21 protein-coding genes are annotated in these 20,624 nt (G+C 67.1%); 11 read left to right on the top strand and 10 right to left on the bottom strand.

What is annotated here, in order from left to right; all coding sequences use genetic code 11:
* Window position 1: 1 nt before the first annotated feature.
* The 4 genes from ACWEFV_RS08895 to ACWEFV_RS08880 all read right to left on the bottom strand — a co-directional run bounded on the left by ACWEFV_RS08895 (window position 2) and on the right by ACWEFV_RS08880 (window position 3,951).
* Window positions 2-1,621, bottom strand: a complete 1,620-nt coding sequence (locus ACWEFV_RS08895; protein ID WP_450069868.1) for an ABC transporter permease — start codon at window positions 1,619-1,621, stop codon at window positions 2-4.
* Window positions 1,618-2,511 (bottom strand): ATP-binding cassette domain-containing protein, encoded by an 894-nt coding sequence (locus ACWEFV_RS08890; protein ID WP_450069867.1) that lies wholly within the window; start codon window positions 2,509-2,511, stop codon window positions 1,618-1,620. The genes ACWEFV_RS08895 and ACWEFV_RS08890 overlap by 4 nt, the downstream gene beginning before the upstream one ends.
* Complete coding sequence (locus ACWEFV_RS08885) at window positions 2,508-3,185, bottom strand: TetR/AcrR family transcriptional regulator (RefSeq protein ID WP_064932060.1); 678 nt, start codon at window positions 3,183-3,185, stop codon at window positions 2,508-2,510. Before ACWEFV_RS08885 ends, ACWEFV_RS08890 begins: the two co-directional genes overlap by 4 nt.
* Window positions 3,186-3,306: 121 nt before the next feature.
* Window positions 3,307-3,951, bottom strand: coding sequence for an O-methyltransferase (locus tag ACWEFV_RS08880; protein ID WP_064932061.1), 645 nt, complete (start codon window positions 3,949-3,951; stop codon window positions 3,307-3,309).
* Between the two features lie 174 nt (window positions 3,952-4,125).
* Here ACWEFV_RS08880 and sigE point away from each other — a divergent pair, with 174 nt between their 5' ends.
* The 4 genes from sigE (at window position 4,126) to tatB (ending at window position 7,386) form a co-directional block, all read left to right on the top strand.
* Complete coding sequence (sigE, locus tag ACWEFV_RS08875) at window positions 4,126-4,905, top strand: RNA polymerase sigma factor SigE (RefSeq protein WP_353653690.1); 780 nt, start codon at window positions 4,126-4,128, stop codon at window positions 4,903-4,905.
* A gap of 77 nt (window positions 4,906-4,982) precedes the next feature.
* Window positions 4,983-5,381: an anti-sigma E factor RseA gene (rseA, locus tag ACWEFV_RS08870; protein ID WP_064932063.1), complete on the top strand. Its 399-nt coding sequence runs from the start codon at window positions 4,983-4,985 to the stop codon at window positions 5,379-5,381.
* A 77-nt stretch (window positions 5,382-5,458) separates the two neighbouring features.
* Complete coding sequence (gene htrA / locus ACWEFV_RS08865; RefSeq protein ID WP_135457269.1) at window positions 5,459-6,955, top strand: serine protease HtrA; 1,497 nt, start codon at window positions 5,459-5,461, stop codon at window positions 6,953-6,955.
* A gap of 2 nt (window positions 6,956-6,957) precedes the next feature.
* A complete protein-coding gene (tatB, locus tag ACWEFV_RS08860; RefSeq protein WP_135457267.1) occupies window positions 6,958-7,386 on the top strand; it encodes a Sec-independent protein translocase protein TatB in 429 nt (142 codons plus the stop codon).
* Here tatB and ACWEFV_RS08855 read toward each other — a convergent pair.
* From ACWEFV_RS08855 to ACWEFV_RS08840, 4 genes are all read right to left on the bottom strand, one after another.
* Entirely contained in the window at window positions 7,383-8,525 is a 1,143-nt protein-coding gene (locus tag ACWEFV_RS08855) for an Mrp/NBP35 family ATP-binding protein (RefSeq protein ID WP_167857941.1), read from the bottom strand. The genes tatB and ACWEFV_RS08855 overlap by 4 nt on opposite strands.
* A 49-nt stretch (window positions 8,526-8,574) precedes the next feature.
* Window positions 8,575-9,858, bottom strand: coding sequence for a lytic transglycosylase domain-containing protein (locus ACWEFV_RS08850; RefSeq protein WP_450070158.1), 1,284 nt, complete (start codon window positions 9,856-9,858; stop codon window positions 8,575-8,577).
* A 146-nt stretch (window positions 9,859-10,004) separates the two neighbouring features.
* Window positions 10,005-10,550: a DUF1003 domain-containing protein gene (locus ACWEFV_RS08845; RefSeq protein WP_135457263.1), complete on the bottom strand. Its 546-nt coding sequence runs from the start codon at window positions 10,548-10,550 to the stop codon at window positions 10,005-10,007.
* Window positions 10,547-11,833, bottom strand: a complete 1,287-nt coding sequence (locus ACWEFV_RS08840) for a magnesium transporter MgtE N-terminal domain-containing protein (RefSeq protein ID WP_450069866.1) — start codon at window positions 11,831-11,833, stop codon at window positions 10,547-10,549. Before ACWEFV_RS08840 ends, ACWEFV_RS08845 begins: the two co-directional genes overlap by 4 nt.
* A gap of 25 nt (window positions 11,834-11,858) precedes the next feature.
* Between ACWEFV_RS08840 and ACWEFV_RS08835 the strand changes: the two genes are divergently transcribed.
* A complete protein-coding gene (locus ACWEFV_RS08835; protein WP_135457259.1) occupies window positions 11,859-12,824 on the top strand; it encodes an HpcH/HpaI aldolase/citrate lyase family protein in 966 nt (321 codons plus the stop codon).
* A gap of 41 nt (window positions 12,825-12,865) precedes the next feature.
* Here the strand turns inward: ACWEFV_RS08835 and ACWEFV_RS08830 are convergent, their stop codons facing one another.
* Window positions 12,866-13,558, bottom strand: a complete 693-nt coding sequence (locus tag ACWEFV_RS08830; protein ID WP_450069865.1) for a DUF4190 domain-containing protein — start codon at window positions 13,556-13,558, stop codon at window positions 12,866-12,868.
* A 126-nt stretch (window positions 13,559-13,684) separates the two neighbouring features.
* Here ACWEFV_RS08830 and ACWEFV_RS08825 point away from each other — a divergent pair, with 126 nt between their 5' ends.
* The 6 genes from ACWEFV_RS08825 to ACWEFV_RS08800 all read left to right on the top strand — a co-directional run bounded on the left by ACWEFV_RS08825 (window position 13,685) and on the right by ACWEFV_RS08800 (window position 19,386).
* Window positions 13,685-14,191: a general stress protein gene (locus tag ACWEFV_RS08825; protein ID WP_135457255.1), complete on the top strand. Its 507-nt coding sequence runs from the start codon at window positions 13,685-13,687 to the stop codon at window positions 14,189-14,191.
* A gap of 160 nt (window positions 14,192-14,351) precedes the next feature.
* A complete protein-coding gene (locus ACWEFV_RS08820) occupies window positions 14,352-15,749 on the top strand; it encodes an ABC transporter substrate-binding protein (protein WP_450069864.1) in 1,398 nt (465 codons plus the stop codon).
* Window positions 15,746-16,636 (top strand): carbohydrate ABC transporter permease, encoded by an 891-nt coding sequence (locus ACWEFV_RS08815; protein WP_135457251.1) that lies wholly within the window; start codon window positions 15,746-15,748, stop codon window positions 16,634-16,636. Before ACWEFV_RS08820 ends, ACWEFV_RS08815 begins: the two co-directional genes overlap by 4 nt.
* Before the next feature lie 8 nt (window positions 16,637-16,644).
* Window positions 16,645-17,469, top strand: coding sequence for a carbohydrate ABC transporter permease (locus ACWEFV_RS08810; RefSeq protein WP_210115690.1), 825 nt, complete (start codon window positions 16,645-16,647; stop codon window positions 17,467-17,469).
* Window positions 17,470-17,473: 4 nt separating this feature from the next.
* On the top strand, window positions 17,474-18,769 hold the full coding sequence (locus tag ACWEFV_RS08805; protein WP_450069863.1) for an ABC transporter ATP-binding protein: 1,296 nt from the start codon (window positions 17,474-17,476) through the stop codon (window positions 18,767-18,769).
* On the top strand, window positions 18,766-19,386 hold the full coding sequence (locus ACWEFV_RS08800) for a suppressor of fused domain protein (protein ID WP_450069862.1): 621 nt from the start codon (window positions 18,766-18,768) through the stop codon (window positions 19,384-19,386). Before ACWEFV_RS08805 ends, ACWEFV_RS08800 begins: the two co-directional genes overlap by 4 nt.
* A gap of 6 nt (window positions 19,387-19,392) precedes the next feature.
* Here ACWEFV_RS08800 and corA read toward each other — a convergent pair whose 3' ends face one another.
* A complete protein-coding gene (gene corA / locus ACWEFV_RS08795) occupies window positions 19,393-20,496 on the bottom strand; it encodes a magnesium/cobalt transporter CorA (protein WP_450069861.1) in 1,104 nt (367 codons plus the stop codon).
* Window positions 20,497-20,624: the final 128 nt, after the last annotated feature.

The following is a 20,624-nucleotide window of genomic DNA, read 5'->3' as shown; positions in this document are numbered from 1 at the left end:
TTCACACCGCGTCACGGTTGCGATAGATCCAGCCCGCGACGGCCGCCAAAGCCGTTGCGGCGATGAGCATCACTGCCAGTGCCATGGCGGGGAACTGGCTCGGCACGGTGGTCTGCCCCACCGGGGACAGCTCGATCAGCCATCGCGGCAGCCGCAGCAGCGCCCCGAGATACAGCGCGGTGATCACGAACGTGACTGCCAGCCAGGCGATCCAGGGCGCGCGCAATGCCACGGCCAGCGCCGCGATCGAGGCCACCACGGCCAGCGCGGGCAGAAAGGCCAGCGCGGCCAGGGTGAGGCGGATGATCGTGCCCGGCTCGCCCAGCGTCAGTCCGGCGCCCAGGCCGTTGCCCAGGCCGGCGCAGAACATCAGGATCGCCGCCCCCGCCAGTGCACACCACACCGCACCCAGCAGCCACCGCCACCGCGACACCGAACCGGCCAGCACCGGCTCGCCCAGCCCGTTCTGCTCGTCGGCGTACACCCGCAGCACCACCGAGGCGACGTACGCGCTGGCCGCCGCGGCCAGGAACTGGGTCATGGTGGTGTAGATGCCGTCGTTGCCCGTCGTGGACAGCAACCGGGCGATCAACTCGTTGGTCTTGGCGGCATCGAGCAGCGCCTTGGTCATCGAGCCGAACACCAGCCCGGCCACGAACAGTCCCACGGCCCAACCGATCGTCTGGCCCCGTTGCAGCGTGAGGTGCAGTCGCAGCGGGCCGGTGATCGTGGGCGCGTCGGGCTTCTCTCCCGTCGATGCGATGGTGCCCGCGTCGTATTGACGACGACTCTCCAACACCGCGGCCAAGGTCATCAGCCCGACGGCCAGGATGGCCAACAGCCCGAACGGCCACCAGCGCAGATCGGTGAACGGACGCATCTGCTGTGCCCACGCGATGGGGGAGAACCAGCTCAGGGCGCTGCCGGAGTTGTTGATGACGTCCCCGGCCCCGCGTACCAGCGCGGCCACCGCGAGCGTCCCCATCGCTGCGCCCGACGCGGTGCGGGCCTGGCGCCAGAATTGGGCGGTCACGGCGGCGACCGCGCCGAACACCATGGCTACCCCGGTGATGCCCAGACACATGGCGGCGGTGTCGATCACCGCGAAACCGGTGGATGCCATCGCCAGGGTCATGGTGAGTGCCAGCACGGCGTTGAGCCCACCGACCAGGATCAGTGCGGCCGCGGTCCGGGCGTACCGACCAACCACCGAGGAGAGCACCAGTTCGGCGCTGCCGTTCTCCTCCTCGGCCCGGGTGTGGCGAATCACGGTGAGAATGGCCAGGATCGAGGTCGCGATGGTCAATGTGAGAGTCAGCTCGTTGGCCATCATCACGCCGAGGTCGGTCTCGTTGACGCCGAACATCGGGCCGCCCAGCATCGTCCCGGCAGGTGTCTTGAGCAGGTTCACCCGGGCCAGCCGCTGTTCCTCACCGGGGTAGGCCAATCGAATAGCGTTGGGCGCGTAGACCATCATCAGGGTCAGCGCGCCGGCCCACACGCTGAGCCGTACCCGGTCCCGGCGTAGCGCCAGCCGCAACAGTGTCGCGGTACCGGTGAACGGCGATGTGGTACTGCGGACCGGACCGGTGGGCCTGACCGGAGCGCTCGCGGTGGTCACCGGCTCGCCTCCTGGTACTCGCGCAGGAACATGTCCTCCAGGGATGCCGGTGCGACGTTGAGATCTTCGATTCCGAGGTCGGCCAGGTGCTCCAGGACGAACTCCAGTTCGGCCCGGTTCACCGAGAAGCTCACTGTGCCATCGCGGCTCGTGAAGTCATGCACGTACGGGGTGTTCTGCAGTGCGCGGCCATCGGAGCGGGTGCGCGCCGTGACCTTGGTGCGCATCAGGTGCCGCAGTTCGGCGAGGGAGCCGGAACGCACCGTGCGCCCGGACCGGATGATCGTCACGTTGTCGCAGAGCTTTTCCACTTCGGCCAGGATGTGGCTGGACAGCAGGACCGCGGCGCCCTGGCCGGCGACCTCGGCCACACATTGCTGAAATGCCCTTTCCATCAACGGGTCCAGTCCTGATGTCGGCTCGTCGAGAATGTAGAGCTCGGAATGGCAGCTGAACGCCGCGACGATGGCGACCGTCTGCCGGTTGCCCTTGGAGTAGGTGCGGGCCTTCTTGTGCGGGTCCAGCTCGAACCGTTCGATCAGGTCGTCGCGGCGCCGGGTGTCCACGCCGTTGCCGCGCAGCCGGCACAGGAAGTCGATGGCCTGCATGCCGGTCAGGTTGGGCCACAACGTGACATCGCCGGGGACGTAGGCGATTCGGCGGTGTAGGGCGACCGCGTCGCGCCATGGGTCGCCGCCGAGCAGTCGCACGGAACCCCCGTCGGCGCGCAGCAGACCGAGCAGCACCCTGATCGTGGTGGACTTGCCCGCGCCGTTGGGCCCGAGGAAGCCGGTGACGTCGCCGGGGGAGACCGTCAGGTTCAGTCCATCGAGGGCCTTGGTGTGCCCGAAAGACTTTGACAATCCGCGGATTTCGACGGAGTTGTTCACGCTGGCTCCTTGGTGTCGGTCTTGGTTTCGGACTCTGAGCTGAACGGGATGCCTTGTTCGCGTTGGTGCAGGAACGCCTCGTACATGGTCGAGTCGGTCATCAGGCCCTCGGTGTAGAGCTCAAGGGCGGGCAGCATCATGTCTTCGCCGTAGTCGCGCAGCACCCGGCGCAGATCCGTTGGGTCGTCATGCATCTGGAGGTACAGCAGAAACCCGCCGCCACTGCAGATCGCCATGAACCGCGCCCGGGCCCGCGGGTCGCGGCTGGGTTTGAGCACTCCGGTGCGCACGCCCTCTTCCAGGTATTCCTCGGCGTTGGCAACCATGGTGCGCCAGAACGTAGTCGCCAGGTCACTGCCGGACTGCATGCTGCGGACCAGGTAGGCCATCAGCGGCGCATAGGACTCGATCTCGGACATCTGGGCCAGCCAGGTCGCGGGGTCGCTGCTCTGCAGGGATTCGGTCTTGGCCTCGCGCACCACCTCTGCCACGTAGGCGTCGCACGCCTTGCGTAGCCCTTCCTTGGAGCCGAAGTGGTGGATCACCAGGGCGGCGCTGACGCCGGCGGCCTCGGCGATGGTGCGCAGCCCCACGCTGAATCCGCGCTGCCCGTACTGCTCGATCGCGGCGTCACGGATCCGGGCCATCGCTGTTCGATCATCGACTGAACGCATGTTTAATACGCTAAACATGCGTTCAGTTCGCGGTCAAGGGGATGCCGCGTCAGGAATCTGTAAAGAAAAATCCGGCCTCACCCCAAAGCGAGGGGTGAGGCCGGGAGGGAAGCGAGGAAAGTCAGTCTCGAGCGGCGGCCAGCAGGCCGTCGCCCAACGGGATCAGCACCGGGGTGAGTCGTTCGTCCTCGGCGATCAGCCGGGCCGCTTCGCGCACGGCGCTGACCTCGGCATCATTGGCCGAGGCGTCGCCGGCCCGGCCGCCGAGCGCGGCCCGGTGCAGCACGATCGCGCCGCCGGAACGTAGGAGGCGCACCCCCTCGGTCACGAACTGCGGCTGGTCGATCGGCTCGGCATCGATGAACACCAGGTCGTAGGACTCGTCGGCCAGGCGGGTCAGCACCTCCTGGGCGCGCCCGCTGATCAGGCGGGTCCGCCCGGGGCCGACACCGGCCTCGTGGAACCCCTGCTTGGCGATGCGCTGATGCTCGGGTTCGACGTCGATCGTGGTCAGCACGCCGTCGTCGCTCATGCCGGACAACAGCCACAACCCGCTGACGCCGGCGCCGGTGCCGACTTCGACGACCGCCTTGCCCCCGGTGAGCCGCGCGAGCACGCTCAGCAGGGCTCCCACCGCCGGGGTTACGGCGCCTGCGCCGAGTTCTTCGGCCCGCTCACGCGCAGCCGCGACGATCTCGTCTTCGGAGATCGACCGTTCGGCATGCGTGACGATCGCCTCGGCGTGACCGGGGTTGGAGCTGACCATGCCCGCAGCGTAGGCCAGACCCCGGGGGCGCCGTCGCGACACGCCCGTGCGTGGCGGTTATCACCGACGGATATTCGCTGGTTCGGGCAGGTGACCGGACGTATCGTCGGCATTCTCAGGGAAAGTTCAGATTGCTCATATATCCGCCACACCGGGATCAGGAACGGTATCCGCATGGAACACGGCGCCCGCTGGCGCACTGCCCAGCACAACCAGGACAGCAATCGGAATAACGAAGTGATCAGTCGTGTTGAGCTGAGTGAAATCTGTGATCAGGAGGATCCGACGAGCACCACCGCTGTTACCTCGAACCCCGCCACCCAACACGCCCCGGTGTCAATGGCACATCTGGAGCAGTTCACCGCGGGCGAGTGGGTCGAGCCGTCCGATGAATTGACCGGTACCGCGGTTTTCGACGCCACCGGCGACCAGGCCGCCATGCCGTCATGGGACGAGCTGGTGCGTCAACACGCGGACCGGGTGTACCGACTGGCCTACCGGCTCTCGGGTAACCAGCACGATGCCGAGGACCTGACCCAGGAAACCTTCATCCGGGTGTTCCGCTCGGTGCAGAACTACCAGCCGGGAACCTTCGAGGGGTGGTTGCACCGCATCACCACCAACCTGTTCCTGGACATGGTCCGTCGCCGTGGCCGCATCCGGATGGAAGCGCTGCCCGAGGACTACGACCGGGTGCCCGCCGACGACCCGAACCCCGAGCAGATCTACCACGACTCGCGGCTGGGGGCCGACCTTCAGGCCGCCCTGGACTCACTGGCGCCGGAGTTCCGCGCCGCGGTGGTCCTGTGCGACATCGAGGGTCTGTCCTACGAGGAAATCGGTGCCACGCTGGGCGTGAAGCTCGGAACCGTGCGCAGCCGCATTCACCGCGGTCGTCAGGCGTTGCGCGATTATCTGGCGAAGAACTCGCCGGAAACCGCCAAATCCGCCTAGCGGTGGTTGGTGTCCAGCGCGCCCGGTCGCGCTACATTCGGGTCAGGACATTTGGTCGTGGCGAGAGGAGCTGGGCGATGGTCGACCCGGGACATGTGTTCCGTCGGGCATTCTCCTGGCTGCCCGCGCAGTTCGCTTCCCAGAGCGATGCGCCGGTCGGCGCGCCTCGCCAGTTCGGTTCCACCGAGCACCTCTCGACCGAGGCCATCGCGGCCTTCGTCGATGGTGAGCTGCGGATGAGCGCTCACCTTCGGGCCGCACACCACTTGTCCCTGTGCCCGGATTGCGCGGCCGAGGTCGATGCCCAGGGCCAGGCCCGGGCCGCATTGCGGGACTCCTGTCCGATAGCCATTCCGAATTCCCTGTTGGGACTGTTGTCGCAGATACCGCACCACAGCCCGCAGCCTTCGGCCGAGGTCGATGAACAGCCTCCCTTTGCTGATGACCCGACGCAGAGTCGGCGTAAGCGCCGGTAGGCTGGACACAAGGCGATCAGTGACCGGCGTCGGCCTATCTGGCTGGGGCGGGCGCTCCAACAGAGAGTGATACACCGGTGACCAACCAGGACCAGTCCGACGAGAGCGGCCGTCTGGAACCGCGCCCTGTCGAGCGGCCTCCCGTCGACCAGTTGTCGCAGCGGACGTTCGGCCGTCCCACCGGCGTCGATGGCTCGTTCCTCGGTGCGGACAAGTACCAGGACCAGGGCGAGTACGCCCCCAAGGACCAACCTCCGGATCCGGTGCTGGCCGAGGCGTTCGGACGTCCCGGGGGTGCCGGTGACTCACTGCAGCGCCACCCCACCGACGCCGGCGCGCTGGAGGCCGAGAAGTACGCCGGTGACGACGATTTCGACGATCCCTGGCGCGATCCGGGCGCCATGCCGGCGCTGGGCGTACCCGCACAGGCCCCGGCCGCACCCGTGATCGTGGCGGCCCCGATCGGCAAGCTGGGCGCCCGCGAGGTGCTGTTCGGCGGCCGGGTGTCGTGGCCGTCGCTGTTCATCCTGTTCATCGTCGCCGGATTGATCGCCTTCATCGGCGGCTGGGTCGGGCAGAAGACGGCAGGCACCGTGCAGGCGTTCACCACCTCCAAGGTGACGCTGGAGACCGGTGACCTCCCGTCGCCGGACGCCGGCCGGTTCGCCACGGTCGCCGCGGCGGTCGAGGACTCGGTGGTGACCATCGAGGCCAAGAGCAAGACCGAGGGCTCACAGGGCTCCGGCGTCGTCGTCGACGGCAAGGGCTACATCGTCACCAACAACCACGTGATCTCCGATGCCGCGAGCAAGCCGGCTGACTACCAGATCACCGTCGTGTTCAACGACGGCAAGGAAGTACCGGCCAACCTGGTCGGCCGTGACCCCAAGACCGACCTGGCGGTGCTCAAGGTCGACAACGTCGACAACCTCGTCGTGGCGCGGATGGGTGATTCCGAGAAGGTGCGCGTCGGCGAGGAAGTCATCGCGGCCGGCGCCCCGCTGGGGCTGCGCAGCACGGTCACCCACGGCATCATCAGCGCGCTGCACCGGCCGGTGCCGCTCTCGGGTGAAGGTTCCGACACCGACACCGTGATCGACGGGCTCCAGACCGACGCCTCGATCAACCACGGCAACTCCGGTGGCCCGCTGATCAACATGTCCTCCGAGGTGATCGGGATCAACACGGCCGGAAAGTCGTTGTCGGACAGCGCCAGTGGCCTCGGCTTCGCGATCCCGGTCAACGAGGTCAAGCAGGTTGTCGAGAACCTGATCAAGGACGGCAAGGTCGCGCATCCGACGTTGCTGCTCAGCGCCGTCACGGTGAGCAACAGCGTGGCCTCGGGTGCTCAGGTCCGCAACGTCAACGCCGGTGGCCCGGCCGACAAGGCCGGCATCCTGGAGAACGACGTCGTGGTCAAGGTCGGGGACCGCAAGGTCGCCGACGCCGATGAGATGGTGGTCGCGGTACGTCAGCTCAAGATCGGGCAGGAAGCCCCGATCGAGGTGCTCCGCGACGGTCGGCCGATGACGTTCATGGTCACGCCGATCGGCGACGATCAAAAAGCGCAGTAGCAATGTTTGCGAACATCGGGTGGGGAGAGATGTTGGTCCTGGTGATCGCCGGTTTGGTGATCCTGGGGCCCGAGCGCCTGCCCGGTGCAATCCGATGGACATCGAATGCCCTGCGTCAGGCACGTGACTACGTCAGCGGTGCCACCAGCCAGTTGCGCGAGGACCTCGGCCCGGAGTTCGACGATCTCCGGCAGCCCCTTGCCGATCTGCAGAAGCTGCGCGGCATGACCCCGCGGGCCGCGATCACCAAGCATCTGCTCGATGGTGACGACTCGTTCCTGACCGGTGCCTTCGATGACCGCAAGACGGACCAGCCGTCGGTGCCGGGCGACCGGCCGGCGGATGCGCTCAACGGGCAGCCCGCGGCCGAACCGCCCGCCACGCCGGCAGACAAGCCGGCCGGCACGACGTTCGACCCCGACGCCACCTAGCGGCGGGTGGTATCCAGACCCAGCGACATCCCGGCCAGGCCGCGTTTGCGGGCCGACAATCCCTCGGCGATCTTGCGCAGCTCGGCGCCTGCCGCTGACTCGGGCGCCGACAACACGAGCGGCACACCGGAATCACCGGCCGCCACGAGCGCCGGGTCCAGCGGAACCTGGCCCAGCAGCGGCACCTCGGCGCCCACCGAGCGGGTCAGCGAGTCGGCCACCTGACGGCCGCCGCCCTCACCGAACAGTTGCATGACCGTGCCGTCGGGCATCTGCAGGCCCGACATGTTCTCCACCACGCCCGCGATGCGCTGGCGCGTCTGCAGGGCGATCGCACCGGCCCGCTCGGCCACCTCGGCGGCAGCCATCTGCGGAGTGGTCACCACCAGGATCTCGGCACCCGGGATCAACTGGGCCACCGAGATGGCGATATCGCCGGTGCCAGGTGGCAGGTCGAGCAGCAGCACGTCCAGATCGCCCCAGTACACGTCGGCCAGGAACTGCTGCAGGGCCCGGTGCAACATCGGCCCGCGCCACACCACAGGGGTGTTCCCCTGGGTGAACATCGCGATCGAGATGACCTTCACGTCATGGGCGATCGGCGGCAGGATCATCGAGTCGACCTGCGTGGGCCGGTCGCCGGTGCCCATCATGCGCGGCACCGAATGGCCGTAGATGTCGGCATCCAGCAGGCCGACGGACAGCCCGCGGGCGGCCATCGCGGCGGCCAGGTTGACCGTCACGCTCGACTTGCCGACGCCACCTTTCCCGGAGGCCACCGCGTAGACCCGGGTCAGTGAGTTGGGCTGGGCGAACGGGATCACCGGCTCGCGGGAATCGCCGCGCAGCATTTTGCGCAATTCGCCGCGCTGCTCGTCGTTCATCACGTCCAGGCTCACCTTGACGGCGCCGGTGCCGGGAACGTCGGTGACGGCAGCCTTCACCAGGTCGGCGATCTCGTTCTTCTTGGGGCAGGCCGCGGTGGTCAGGTAGATCTCGACGTGCACGCCCTGGTCGGCCTCGATCGAGATGTTCTTGACCATGCCAAGTTCGGTGATCGGCTTCCGCAATTCGGGGTCGATCACCTTGGCCAGCGCGGCGCGAACCGCGGATTGCAGCTCAGTGGCAGATTCGGACATCACCGCCGAGTCTACGGCGACGGCACTGCCACCAGGATTCAGCCCGGCCTCAGGCCGGTCCCGGGGCGGGCCCGGGGGCCGGTCCGGGCATCGGACCGAGTACCGGTGCCGAAGGCGCGGCCTCGATCGGCGGGCCAGCCGGAGCCGGAGCCGGGGCCGGCGGCGGGGCCAAGGGGCCGATCGGAGCGGGCGCCGCAGGTGGCGCCTGCGGCGGTCCTGGGGCGGGTGGCGGCGGGGGAGCCTGCTCGCCCAGGCAGAACACCACACACGCGGGCTGACGCGGTTGCTCCCACGGCGGGACCCACGGCGGCGGGGCGGCCGGCGTCTCCGACGGGATGGCCTGCGCCGGACCCGGCAACGGGCCGAGCACCTGCCCGGGGGCGAAACCGGGAACGTTCTGGGTACCGGTCTCATTGCGGTTGAGCAGCGGAATCAAGGCCAGCGGATCGCCTGCGGGGAGCCCGGTGGCATCCGCGGGCAGTCCCGGGCCGAGGCCTTCCGCGTGGTCCAGATGGGAATCGCCGATCGGCGGAATGGACCCGGTGATCTCGGGCAGGTCGACCGGCACCACGCCCGTGGCATACGCCGCGGCCCAGCCCAGGACGTTGCGGGCGTAGGCCACCGAGTTGTTGTACCGGAGGATGGCCGTCATGACCTGGGATTGATCACGCAGGTTGAGCCCGCCGCTGCACAGGTAACGGGCGGCGGCCAGCGCCGAGTCGAACACGTTCTGCACGTCGGCCTTGCCGTCACCGTCGCCGTCGGAGGCGTAGCGGGCCCAGGTTCCGGGCAGGAACTGCATCGGCCCCATGGCCCGGACGTACGAGACCCGTCCGGCCTGCGCGCTCTGGATGATGATCTCGTTGCCGGGCAAGGTGCCGTCGAGTGCCGGGCCGTAGATCGGGCGGACGGCAGTGCCGCGGGCATCGGTGGCGCCGCCGTTGGCGTGCCCGGATTCGATCCGCCCGATACCGGCGAGCAGATTCCAGCTGATGCCGCAGCCGGGGTAGGCCGCGGCCATCATCCGTTCGGCATTGCGGTACGCCTTCAGTGATGTTCCTGGAATGCCAAGGGCGCCAGGGCTGTTGACGACGAACGCGGGCGGGGGAGCCGAAATCGTGTTCATCGCCTTGATGCGGAAGTTCGTCGGCGGCCTGGCCGCGGCGACCACCGCGGGACCCGAGCGGTCGATTTGGGGTTCGACAGAGGCCAGCGGGGTGACGGCGGTGTTGGACACGCCGGCACCCGGGGCGGCCGATCCGGCGCCGGCGACCAGCACGATGGGGGCCAGGACGGCTACGCCGAGCGCAGGTGAGCGCACAAGCTGGCTCATCCGGCGCCGAGCGGTGGCGATCACCGCTCCTCCCCCTACGCGCACTTACCCGTCCTTAGGTCAGCTTTGGCCAAATACCATGTTGTGAACCAAGTCACCATACATAGTCCTGGTTTCTGTTGTTACGACAATCGTTGACAGCGAGATCAACCACTGCGTTTGGACCTGCGCTCGCCGCCGTCGGCTTTGCTCGCGACTGCGCGCTCGGTATCGGCCGGCAAGGTGAGTTCGGTGATCAGATCGCGCAGTTCTTCCAACTCGCGGCGCAGGTAATCGCGCGTCGCGACCTCGCCCACCGCCAGCCGGAGCGACGCCAGCTCGCGGGCCAGGTACTCGGTGTCGGCCTTGGTCCGCTCGGCCCGGCGCCGGTCCTCCTCCAGCGAGACCCGGTCCCGGTTCTCCTGCCGGTTCTGGGCCAGCAGGATCAGCGGGGCGGCATAGGCGGCCTGGGTCGAGAAGGCCAGGTTGAGCAGGATGAACGGGTAGGGGTCCCACTGAAACGCGAAGACGCCGATGTTCAGCGCGATCCAGATCAATACGAAGATCGTCTGGATCGCCAGATATCGGCCGGTGCCGAGGAACCGGGCGACGGATTCTCCCACCTGGCCGACGGCTTCGACGTCGACGCGCAACCCGAAGCTGCGGCGCGTGCGCGGCGTGTCCAGCCGCTGGCGCGCGGTCGATTCGCTCATGAGCCCGCCACCGGCAGCTCGGGTTCATCGCGTTCCCGCCAGTCGTCGGGCAGCATGTGGTCGAGCACGTCGTCCACCGACACCGCACCCAGCAGGTGGTTCTCCTCGTCGAGCACCGGCCCGCACACCAGGTTGTAGGCGGCGAAGTAGCGGGTCACCGCGGCGAGCGAATCGTCCGGGCTCAGACTCGGCAGGTCGGTGTCGATGATGCCGCTCACCAGGGCGGAAGGGGGTTCTCGCAGTAGTCGCTGCAGGTGGACGCAGCCCAGGTACTGACCCGTCGGAGTGGCGGTCGGCGGCCGGGTGACGAAGGCCATCGAGGCCAGAGCGGGCGTGAGGTCCGGGTCGCGTGCCCGCGCCAGCGCCTCTGCGACGGTGTTGTCAGGCGCCAGGACCACGGGCTCGCTGGTCATCAGACCGCCCGCGGTGTCGGGTGAGTGGGCCAGCAGCCGTCGCACATCCTCGGAGTCCTCGGGGTCCATCTCCAGCAGCAGCGCCTCGGCGTCGGCCGGGGTCATGGAGCCGAGGACGTCGGCGGCATCGTCGGGATCCATCGCTTCGAGGACGTCCGCCGCGCGTTCGGTTTTCAGCTGGCGCAGCACCGCTGCCTGCTCGTCCTCGGGCAGCTCCTGCAGCACGTCGGCCAGACGCTCGTCGTCGAAGGCCCGGTACAACTCGTAGCGCCGCTTGACCGGCAGTTCGCGGAGCGCCTCGGCCACCTCGACCGGGCGTTGACCCTCGAACTGCTCGAGCAGCGAGGCCACGCCCTGGTCGGGCATCGCGAGACCCGACGGGGTCAGCCCGTGCACGTTCTGCCACTCGACGACGTGGATGTTGCTGCGCCGCCCCAGACGTCGCTGTGGGCGCACCGCCACCCGGGTCACCACCCAGTCCCGGGTCCGGGTCTGTTCGATGCCCAGATCGACTACCACGAGGTCGATTCCGGCCAGCTGTTCCAGATCCGGATCGTCGATCCGCACCCGGGTCTCCAGCACCTGGCCCAACACCAGCACCTCGCCGGGGCGTTGGGCGAAGCGGCGCAGCGACACACTGCCGGTGGCCAGTGTCACCGAACCCGGTTCGATCGCGGTGACCCTCAGGATAGGAACGAAAATCCTTCGCCGGGTGAGCAATTCGACGACCAGGCCGAGAACCCGCGGTTGCTGGCGGACGATGCTGATACTGATCACCACATCGCGGACACGGCCGACAGACTCCCCGTCGGGACCCAGCACCACCATCCCCGCTAGCCGGGCCGCGTAGACCCTGTTCACCGCCGCCATGAGTCAAAGGGTAGAGAGTGTTGTCGTGGAGAACACGTATCGACCCCGTAGAACGTGCCTCTCGGTTCCGGGAAGCAGCCTGAAGATGATCGAGAAGGCCAAAAGCCTGCCCGCTGACGAGGTGTTCCTGGACCTGGAGGATGCGGTCGCTCCCGAGGCCAAGGAATCGGCCCGTACGCAGGTGGCGGCGGCGCTGGCAGACGACGGCTGGGCCGGCCAGCTGCGCGGGGTGCGGGTCAACGACTGGACCACACCGTGGACCTACGCCGATGTGATCGAGGTGGTCACCGGGGTTGCGGCCGCCGGCACCGACTTGGACCTGATTGTGTTGCCGAAGGTGACCGAGGCGGCCCATGTCCAGGCCCTCGATCTGCTGCTCAGCCAGCTGGAGGCCACCCACGGCCTGGAACCCGGCCGGATCGGCATCGAGGCGCAGATCGAGAACGCGCAGGGACTGACCAACATCGACGCCATCGCGGCGGCCCCACGCGTGCAGGCGCTGGTGCTCGGCCCCGGGGACATGGCGGCCAGCCTCAACATGCGCACCCTGGAGGTCGGTGGGCAGCCCGACGGATACGACATCGGCGACGCCCACCACCACGTGCTGATGCGCATCCTGATCGCCGCGCGCAACCGCGGTATCAACGCGATCGACGGGCCGTACGTGAAGGTGCGCGACGTCGACGGGTTCCGCCGGGTGGCCGGCCGTTCAGCCGCGCTGGGCTACGACGGCAAGTGGGTTCTGCATCCGGACCAGATCGAGGCGGGCAACGAGATCTTCAGCCCACGCCAGGCCGATTACGACCATGCCGAGCTGATCCTCGACGCCTACGAATGGCACACCTCGCACGCCGGTGGGGCCAGGGGAGCGGTGATGCTGGGCGACGAGATGATCGACGAGGCCAGCCGGAAGATGGCGCTGGTGGTCGCAGGCAAGGGCCGGGCGGCTGGGATGACTCGGCTGGCCGAACCGTTCCGGCCGCCGAGCTGAGGCGGGTCGTGCAGTGCCGCACCGCAATTCGATGCGGCCTGCTACGTGGAGGATATGCCGATCAGGAACAACAGAATCCAGCCCCCGTTGAGGAGGGTGCCGAGCACGCCGATGATGATGCCGGCGATTGCCAGGCCCCGGCCTGATTGTCCGCCCTGCGGACCGAAGCCGGATTGCCCGCCCTGCGGACCGAAGCCCGCCTGCTCGCTCCGCGTGATCTGGTTCAGCGCGGTGATCCCGAGACCGATTCCGACCAGGGCGGGAAGCAGTCCGATCGCGCACATCGCGAGCAGTGGCAGCGACATGATCGAGGCCACCAGCGATCCGATGGCCACGCTGTTGGTCGTGCCCGACGGCGACATCCCGTAGCCGCCGGGGTATCCGGGGCCGGTTGGGTACGCGGGGTATCCCGGCATGCCGTAACCCGGCGGAGGCGGATACCCGGGCACTGGCGGGGGATAGGGCGGGGGATAGCCGGCCGCGCCCGGGTACGGCGGTGGCGGCGCGTAGTCGTGTGGGATGTCCGCGGGATAGTCGATCGCGGGCGGATACGGCGGGCTGGCCTCGTAGCTCTGCGGTCCCAGCTCGTAGGACGGTTGCGCCCCGCCGCTGTGCGGCCGATCCTGGGAATGCTCGATGGAAGGTGCTTCGTAGCCGCCGGACAACGGTTCCGACGGCTGGGAGCCGGGGTCGGATGGCGGCGTTTCGCCCGCGTTGCCGTCCGGGTTTGTCATGCTGATCAACCTAGCGCACGGACGGCAACGCCCCGGTCGCGTGACTGCGGCACCAAATCCGGTGCCAGGGCGTTGCTGTAACGAGAGCCGCCGCCGAGCAGGCGGTGCGGAGGAGAGTGAAGATCGATGACGAGCCCATTTCAGTCCGGTCAGACACCGGGTGCCGCGCCCGCTGCGCGCGGCGCGTTGCCGACGCCGCCCAAAGGCTGGCCAATCGGTTCCTACCCGACGTACGCGGAGGCCCAGCGTGCCGTCGACTACTTGTCCGACCAACAGTTCCCGGTGCAGCAGGTGACGATTGTCGGGGTGGATCTGATGCAAGTCGAGCGGGTCACCGGTCGGCTGAGCTGGCCCAAGGTGCTCGGCGGTGGTGTGCTGTCGGGTGCCTGGCTCGGCTTGTTCATCGGCCTGATCCTGGGTTTCTTCAGCCCCAACCCGTGGAGCGCACTGCTCACCGGCCTGGTCGCCGGTGTCTTCTTCGGCTTGATCACCTCTGCCATCCCTTATGCGATGGCTCGCGGCACAAGAGATTTCAGTTCGACGATGCAGCTGGTCGCAGGCCGCTACGACGTTCTGTGCGATCCGCAGAGTGCCGAGCAGGGTCGGGATCTGCTGGCGCGCTTGACGATCTGACCTCATATGCGGCCGCGGGCCGGCCGCGGTGGCAAATGTCCGCAGGTCACGATTGTGACGCGGCACGCCCAAACTGTTGCACATAAGCGGGCAGAGCTCTACGGTTTGCGCGCGGGAGCCGCTCTGGCGGCGACATCGAATGCGAACGGGAGGCACAGCGGTGCGCGCTCGGCGGCTATGTGCTGCGGCAGTGGCCGCGTTGACGACGGCCTCGGTGCTGTCTGCGTGTGGTAAGGCCGATGGCGGGATCGTCATCAACTACTACACGCCGGCCAACGAGATGGCGACTTTCACCGCCGTTGCCAAACGCTGCAACTCCGAACTCGGCGACCGCTTCACCATCAAGCAGGTGAGTTTGCCGAAAGGTGCTGACGACCAACGGTTGCAGCTGGCCCGGCGGCTGACCGGTAACGACAAGACCCTCGACATCATGGCGCTCGACGTGGTGTGGACCGCCGAGTTCGCCGAGGCGGGCTGGGCGGTCCCGCTATCAGAGGATCCGGCGGGTGAGGCGGAATCCGACGCGCTGGACAACACCCTGCCCGGTCCGCTGGAGACCGCCCGCTGGCAAGGCAAGTTGTACGCATCACCGATCACCACCAACACCCAATTGCTTTGGTACCGAGCCGATTTGATGGCTGAGCCGCCGTCCACCTGGGACGGTATGGTGTCTGAGGCGAACCGCCTGCACGCAGCGGGCAAGCCCAGTTGGATTGCGGTGCAGGCCAAGCAGTACGAGGGCCTGGTGGTGTGGTTCAACACCCTGCTGGCCAGTGCGGGAGGGCAGGTGCTCTCCGATGACGGGAAGACCGTCACGCTGACCGATACACCGGAGCATCGTGCGGCGACGGTCAAGGCGCTGGAAATCATCAAGTCGGTTGCCACTGCGCCCGGCGCCGATCCGTCGGTGACCCAGACCGATGAGGGGACTGCCCGACTCGCACTCGAGCAGGGCAAGGCCGCCCTCGAGGTCAACTGGCCGTTCGTGCTGCCCTCGCTGCTGGAGAACGCAGTGAAGGGCGGAGTGAACTTCCTGCCGCTCAACGAGCGTGCCGACCTCGCCGGGGCCATCAACGATCTGGGCACCTTCTCGCCCACGGACGAACAGTTCGAGTCTGCCTACGAGGCCAGCAAAGATGTGTTCGGGTTCGCCAACTATCCGGGCGTGCGCGAGGGGGAGCCGGCCAAGGTGACCCTGGGCGGGCTGAACCTCGCGGTGGCCAAGACCAGCCAGCACAAGGCCGAGGCCTTCGACGCCATCCGATGCCTGCGCAACGTCGAGAACCAGCGCTACACCTCGGTCGAGGGCGGGTTGCCCGCGGTGCGCGAGTCGCTCTACGACGATCCGGCGTTCCAGGCCAAGTACCCGCAGTACGCGATCATCCGTGAGCAGCTCACCAACGCCGCGGTGCGTCCCGCGACCCCGGTGTATCAGGCTGTGTCCACCCGCATTTCGGCCACCCTGGCCCCGATCACCGACATCGATCCGGAGCACACCGCCGATGAGCTGACCGAACAGGTGCAGAAGGCCATCGACGGCAAGGGGCTGATTCCATGAGCCGCACCGACAACCGCACGTCCGAACGCAAGTTGGCGTTCGCGCTGATCGCGCCCGCCGTGATTCTGATGATTGCGGTGACCGCGTACCCCATCGGATATGCGGTGTGGCTGAGCCTGCAGCGCTACAACCTGGCGGCCCCCGACGACACCGCCTTTGTGGGGTTCGCCAACTACCAGACCATCCTCACCGACCGCTACTGGTGGACGGCGTTCGCGGTGACGCTGGCGATCACCGTCGTCTCGGTGACCATAGAGTTCGTACTCGGCATGGCGCTGGCACTGGTCATGCACCGCACCATCTTCGGTAAGGGTGTGGTCCGTACCGCGGTGCTGATCCCCTACGGGATCGTGACGGTGGCGGCCTCCTACAGCTGGTACTACGCCTGGACGCCGGGTACCGGTTACCTGGCGAACCTGCTACCCGACGGCAGCGCCCCGCTGACCGAGCAGCTGCCATCGCTGGCCATCATCGTGCTCGCCGAAGTGTGGAAGACCACCCCGTTCATGGCGCTGCTGCTGCTCGCCGGCCTGGCGCTGGTGCCGCAGGATCTGCTCAACGCTGCCCAGGTCGACGGCGCCGGAGCCTGGACGCGATTGGTGAAAGTGATTCTGCCGCTGATCAAACCGGCCATCCTGGTCGCGCTGCTGTTCCGGACCCTCGACGCGTTCCGGATCTTCGACAACATCTATGTGTTGACCGGAGGTGCCAACAACACCGGGTCGGTGTCGATCCTGGGGTACGACAACTTGTTCAAGGCATTCAACCTCGGATTGGGTTCGGCCATCAGCGTGTTGATCTTCCTGTCGGTCGCGATCATCGCGTTCATCTTCATCAAGATCTTCGGTGCGTCGGCGCCCGGTGCAGACGTGGAGGGACACCGATGACCGAGCGAGTGGGTGCGCGGCGCGCGACCGGGTGGACGATCGTGAACATCCTGGTGGTGCTCTATGCGTTGGTACCGGTGTTGTGGATCCTGTCGCTGTCGTTGAAACCGACGTCAAGCGTCAAGGACGGCAAGCTGATTCCGACCAAGATCACGTTCGACAACTACAAGGGCATCTTCAGTGGCAACATCTTCACCTCGGCACTGATCAACTCGATCGGTATCGGTCTGATCACCACGGTGATCGCCGTGGCGATCGGCGGCATGGCCGCCTACGCCGTGGCACGGTTGGATTTTCCCGGCAAGAAGCTGTTGGTGGGCGTAGCCCTGTTGATCGCGATGTTCCCGCAGATCTCGCTGGTGACCCCGATCTTCAACCTGTGGCGGAGCATCGGGTTGTTCGACACGTGGCCCGGGCTGATCATTCCCTACATCACGTTCGCACTGCCGCTGGCGATCTACACACTGTCGGCGTTCTTCCGGGAGATCCCATGGGATCTGGAGAAGGCCGCCAAGATGGACGGGGCCACTCCGGCCCAGGCCTTCCGCAAGGTGATCGCGCCGTTGGCGGCCCCGGGCATCGTCACGGCGGCCATCCTGGTCTTCATCTTCGCGTGGAACGACCTGCTCCTGGCGTTGTCGCTGACCGCGACGCAGCGGGCAATCACCGCACCCGTGGCGATCGCGAACTTCACCGGCAGTTCGCAGTTCGAGGAGCCGACCGGGTCGATCGCGGCGGGCGCGATGGTCATCACCATCCCGATCATTATCTTTGTTCTCATCTTCCAGCGGCGCATCGTCGCTGGCCTGACATCCGGTGCGGTAAAGGGGTAATTGGATGGCCGAAATTGTGTTGGACCGGGTCACCAAGAGTTACCCCGACGGTGCAGGCGGTACCAGAGAAGCCGTCAAAGAGTTCTCGATGACCATCGCCGACGGCGAGTTCATCATCCTGGTGGGGCCGTCGGGCTGCGGTAAGTCGACCACGCTGAACATGATTGCCGGGCTTGACGACATCTCGTCGGGCGAGCTGCGCATCGGGGGCGAGCGGGTCAACGAGAAGGCGCCCAAGGACCGCGATATCGCGATGGTGTTCCAGTCCTATGCGCTCTACCCGCACATGACGGTGCGCCAGAACATCGCATTCCCGTTGACCTTGGCCAAGCTCAAGAAGGACGAGATCGCGGCCAAGGTCGAAGAGACCGCCAAGATCCTCGACCTGACCGAACTGCTCGACCGCAAGCCGGCCCAGCTGTCCGGCGGGCAGCGTCAGCGAGTGGCGATGGGCCGGGCGATCGTGCGCCGCCCCAAGGCATTCCTGATGGACGAGCCGCTGAGCAACCTGGACGCCAAGCTGCGCGTGCAGATGCGTGCCGAGATCGCGCGGCTGCAGAGCCGGCTGGGCACCACGACCGTCTACGTGACGCACGATCAGACCGAGGCGATGACGCTCGGTGATCGCGTCGTGGTGTTGCTGGCCGGCGAGATCCAGCAGATCGGCACGCCTGACGAGCTGTACAACAACCCCGCGAACCTGTTCGTGGCCGGTTTCATCGGATCCCCGGCGATGAACTTCTTCCCGGCCACCTTCACCGACGTCGGGGTGCGGCTGCCGTTCGGCGACGTCACTCTGACGCCGCAGGTGCACGATCTGCTGGACCGTCAGCCCAAACCCGACAACATCATCGTCGGAATCCGGCCCGAGCACCTGGAGGATGCGTCGCTGCTCGACGGGTACGCCCGGATCCGGGCGCTGAGCTTCGGAGTGCGTGCCGACATCGTCGAATCGCTCGGTGCGGACAAGTACGTGCACTTCACCATCGACGGTGCCGGCGCGGAGGCGGCGCAGCTCGCCGAGTTGGTCGCCGATTCCGGGGGCGGTGTCAACGAGTTCGTGGCTCGGGTGTCGGCAGAATCCACGGTGGCCAATGGTCAGCAGATCCAGTTGGCGTTCGACACCTCAAAGTTGGTGATCTTCGATGCCGAAACCGGAGCGAACCTGACCCGTACCGAGCCCGTGGCGGCCGAGGAGCCCGAGGAGCCCGAGACCGAAGAAGCCGAGGCACCCGAGGCGCCCGAGGCAGCTGCACCCGCCGAATCGGCCGAACCGGCCGGAGAACCGACAGAAGAGTGATCGACGTCCTGGCTGCGGTTCGCGCCCATGTGGTCGAGCACTTCGGTGCGGTGGGTATCACCGCGGAACCTGTCAGCGCCAGCGTCACCTTCCTGGGAACCGAGCGCATCGACGTGCTGCGGTTCGGGCCGGACCTGCGGGCCGGGGGTACCGACAGTGCTGGCAGGGATCTGTATCACTATGTGACGCTGGGCTGTTCGCGGCACCCGATGTTCGATCCGACTGAGCTGGTCTCCGATCCGATCCACGGTCCCCGGGCCGAGGTGGTGCTGTCGCTGCGGGGGCCGACCCCCGGCGGGCTGGCCCGGTCGCTGGCCGTCCTGGCTGCCGCGCCCGCCGTGGAGGGGCTGATCCTGGAGGCCGACGCGCTCGTCGACCTGGAGACGCAGTTGTTCGACTCCGCACCGTTCAGTGCATTCCTGTTGGGCCCCAGCGATATCGGCGAGGTAGTCCTGTCCGACCCGCTGTCTCCGGTGACGGTGCTCTCGGCTACGCCGATCACTGCCACCGAGGCCGCCTGGGTGCGGCTCAAGGGTGCGGATGCGATGCGCGAGGCGTGGCAGACCGACGGGGTCGACGTGCTCGATCCGACCCGAAGGGCCGCCAGCCCAAGCTGATCCGGGCTAGAGCCAATCGTTGTGACGGAACGTGCGGTACAGCACGAAGCAGATGGTGGCCATCGTCAGTAGCACGGCGGGATAGCCCCACGTCCACTGCAATTCGGGCATGTGTTCGAAGTTCATCCCATAGATCCCGGCCATCGCGGTGGGTACCGCGGCGATCGCCACCCACGCCGAGATCTTGCGCATGTCGACGTTCTGCTGCATGGCGACCTTGCCGAGCGCGGCCTGCACCAGTGAGCTGAGCATCTCGTCGTAGCTCGTGACGCGGTCGGAGGCCTGCACATTGTGGTCGTGCACGTCGCGCATGTACCTGCGCACCTCGACCGAGATCAGGTCGTTGTGGTCGGTCAGCAACCGGGCCAGCGCGAGCGTCAACGGCGCCACGGCACGGCGCATCTCGACGACCTCCCGCTTGAGCAGGTAGATGCACTCGATGTTGGTGTGCGTGCGGGGGGAGAAGATGTCCTCCTCCATGGCGTCGATGTCGGTTTCCATCAAGTCGGTCACGTCGAGGTAGCTGTCCACCACGTGGTCGGCGATCGCGTGCATGACGGCGAACGGTCCGAGTTTGAGGATGGCGGGCGAGGATTCGAGCTGTTTCCGGACCCCGGCCAGTCCGCCGTGTTCGCCGTGCCGCACGGTGACCACGAAGTCCGGCCCGACGAAGATCATGATCTCGCCGGTCTCGACGATCTCGCGGGCCAGCGCCACCGACTCGTGCTCGACGTAGTTGATGGTCTTGAGCACCAGGAACAGGGTCTTGTCGTACCGTTCGAGCTTGGGACGCTGGTGGGCGTGCACAGCATCCTCGACAGCCAGCTCGTGCAAGCCGAAAACGTCTGCCACCGACTGCATCTGGAATTCGTCGGGTTCGTGCAGGCCGATCCAGACGAACGCCTTCTCGCCTGCGGCCTGCAGTTCGCGGACCTTGTTCAGTGCCGCCGCGTGGGTGTATTTGCCGGGCAGCCGGTCGCCACCGCTGTAGACACCGCAATCGACCATGGCCCGCGCCACCGGAACGTGGATCGTCCTGGCGTCGGGGTCTGCGGGCCGGGTCCTCGCCGTGGCCCGCAGGGCCGGTGGCAAGGCGCGGAATGTGGGCATCGTTTCCGGCCTTCCTGGGCGATGTGCAGCAACCTGATCAGCACAACGAATGGTACGCGTACCTACTGTTAAGTAACGCTCACCAGCGGGGAACCCGCCCCTGTGAGAATTGGCATTGAAGTACCCTT

This window comes from Mycobacterium sp. NPDC004974, assembly GCF_053600815.1.
Note: the sequence above shows the minus strand (reverse complement) of the source record. Positions and strands in the feature narration are given on the sequence as shown.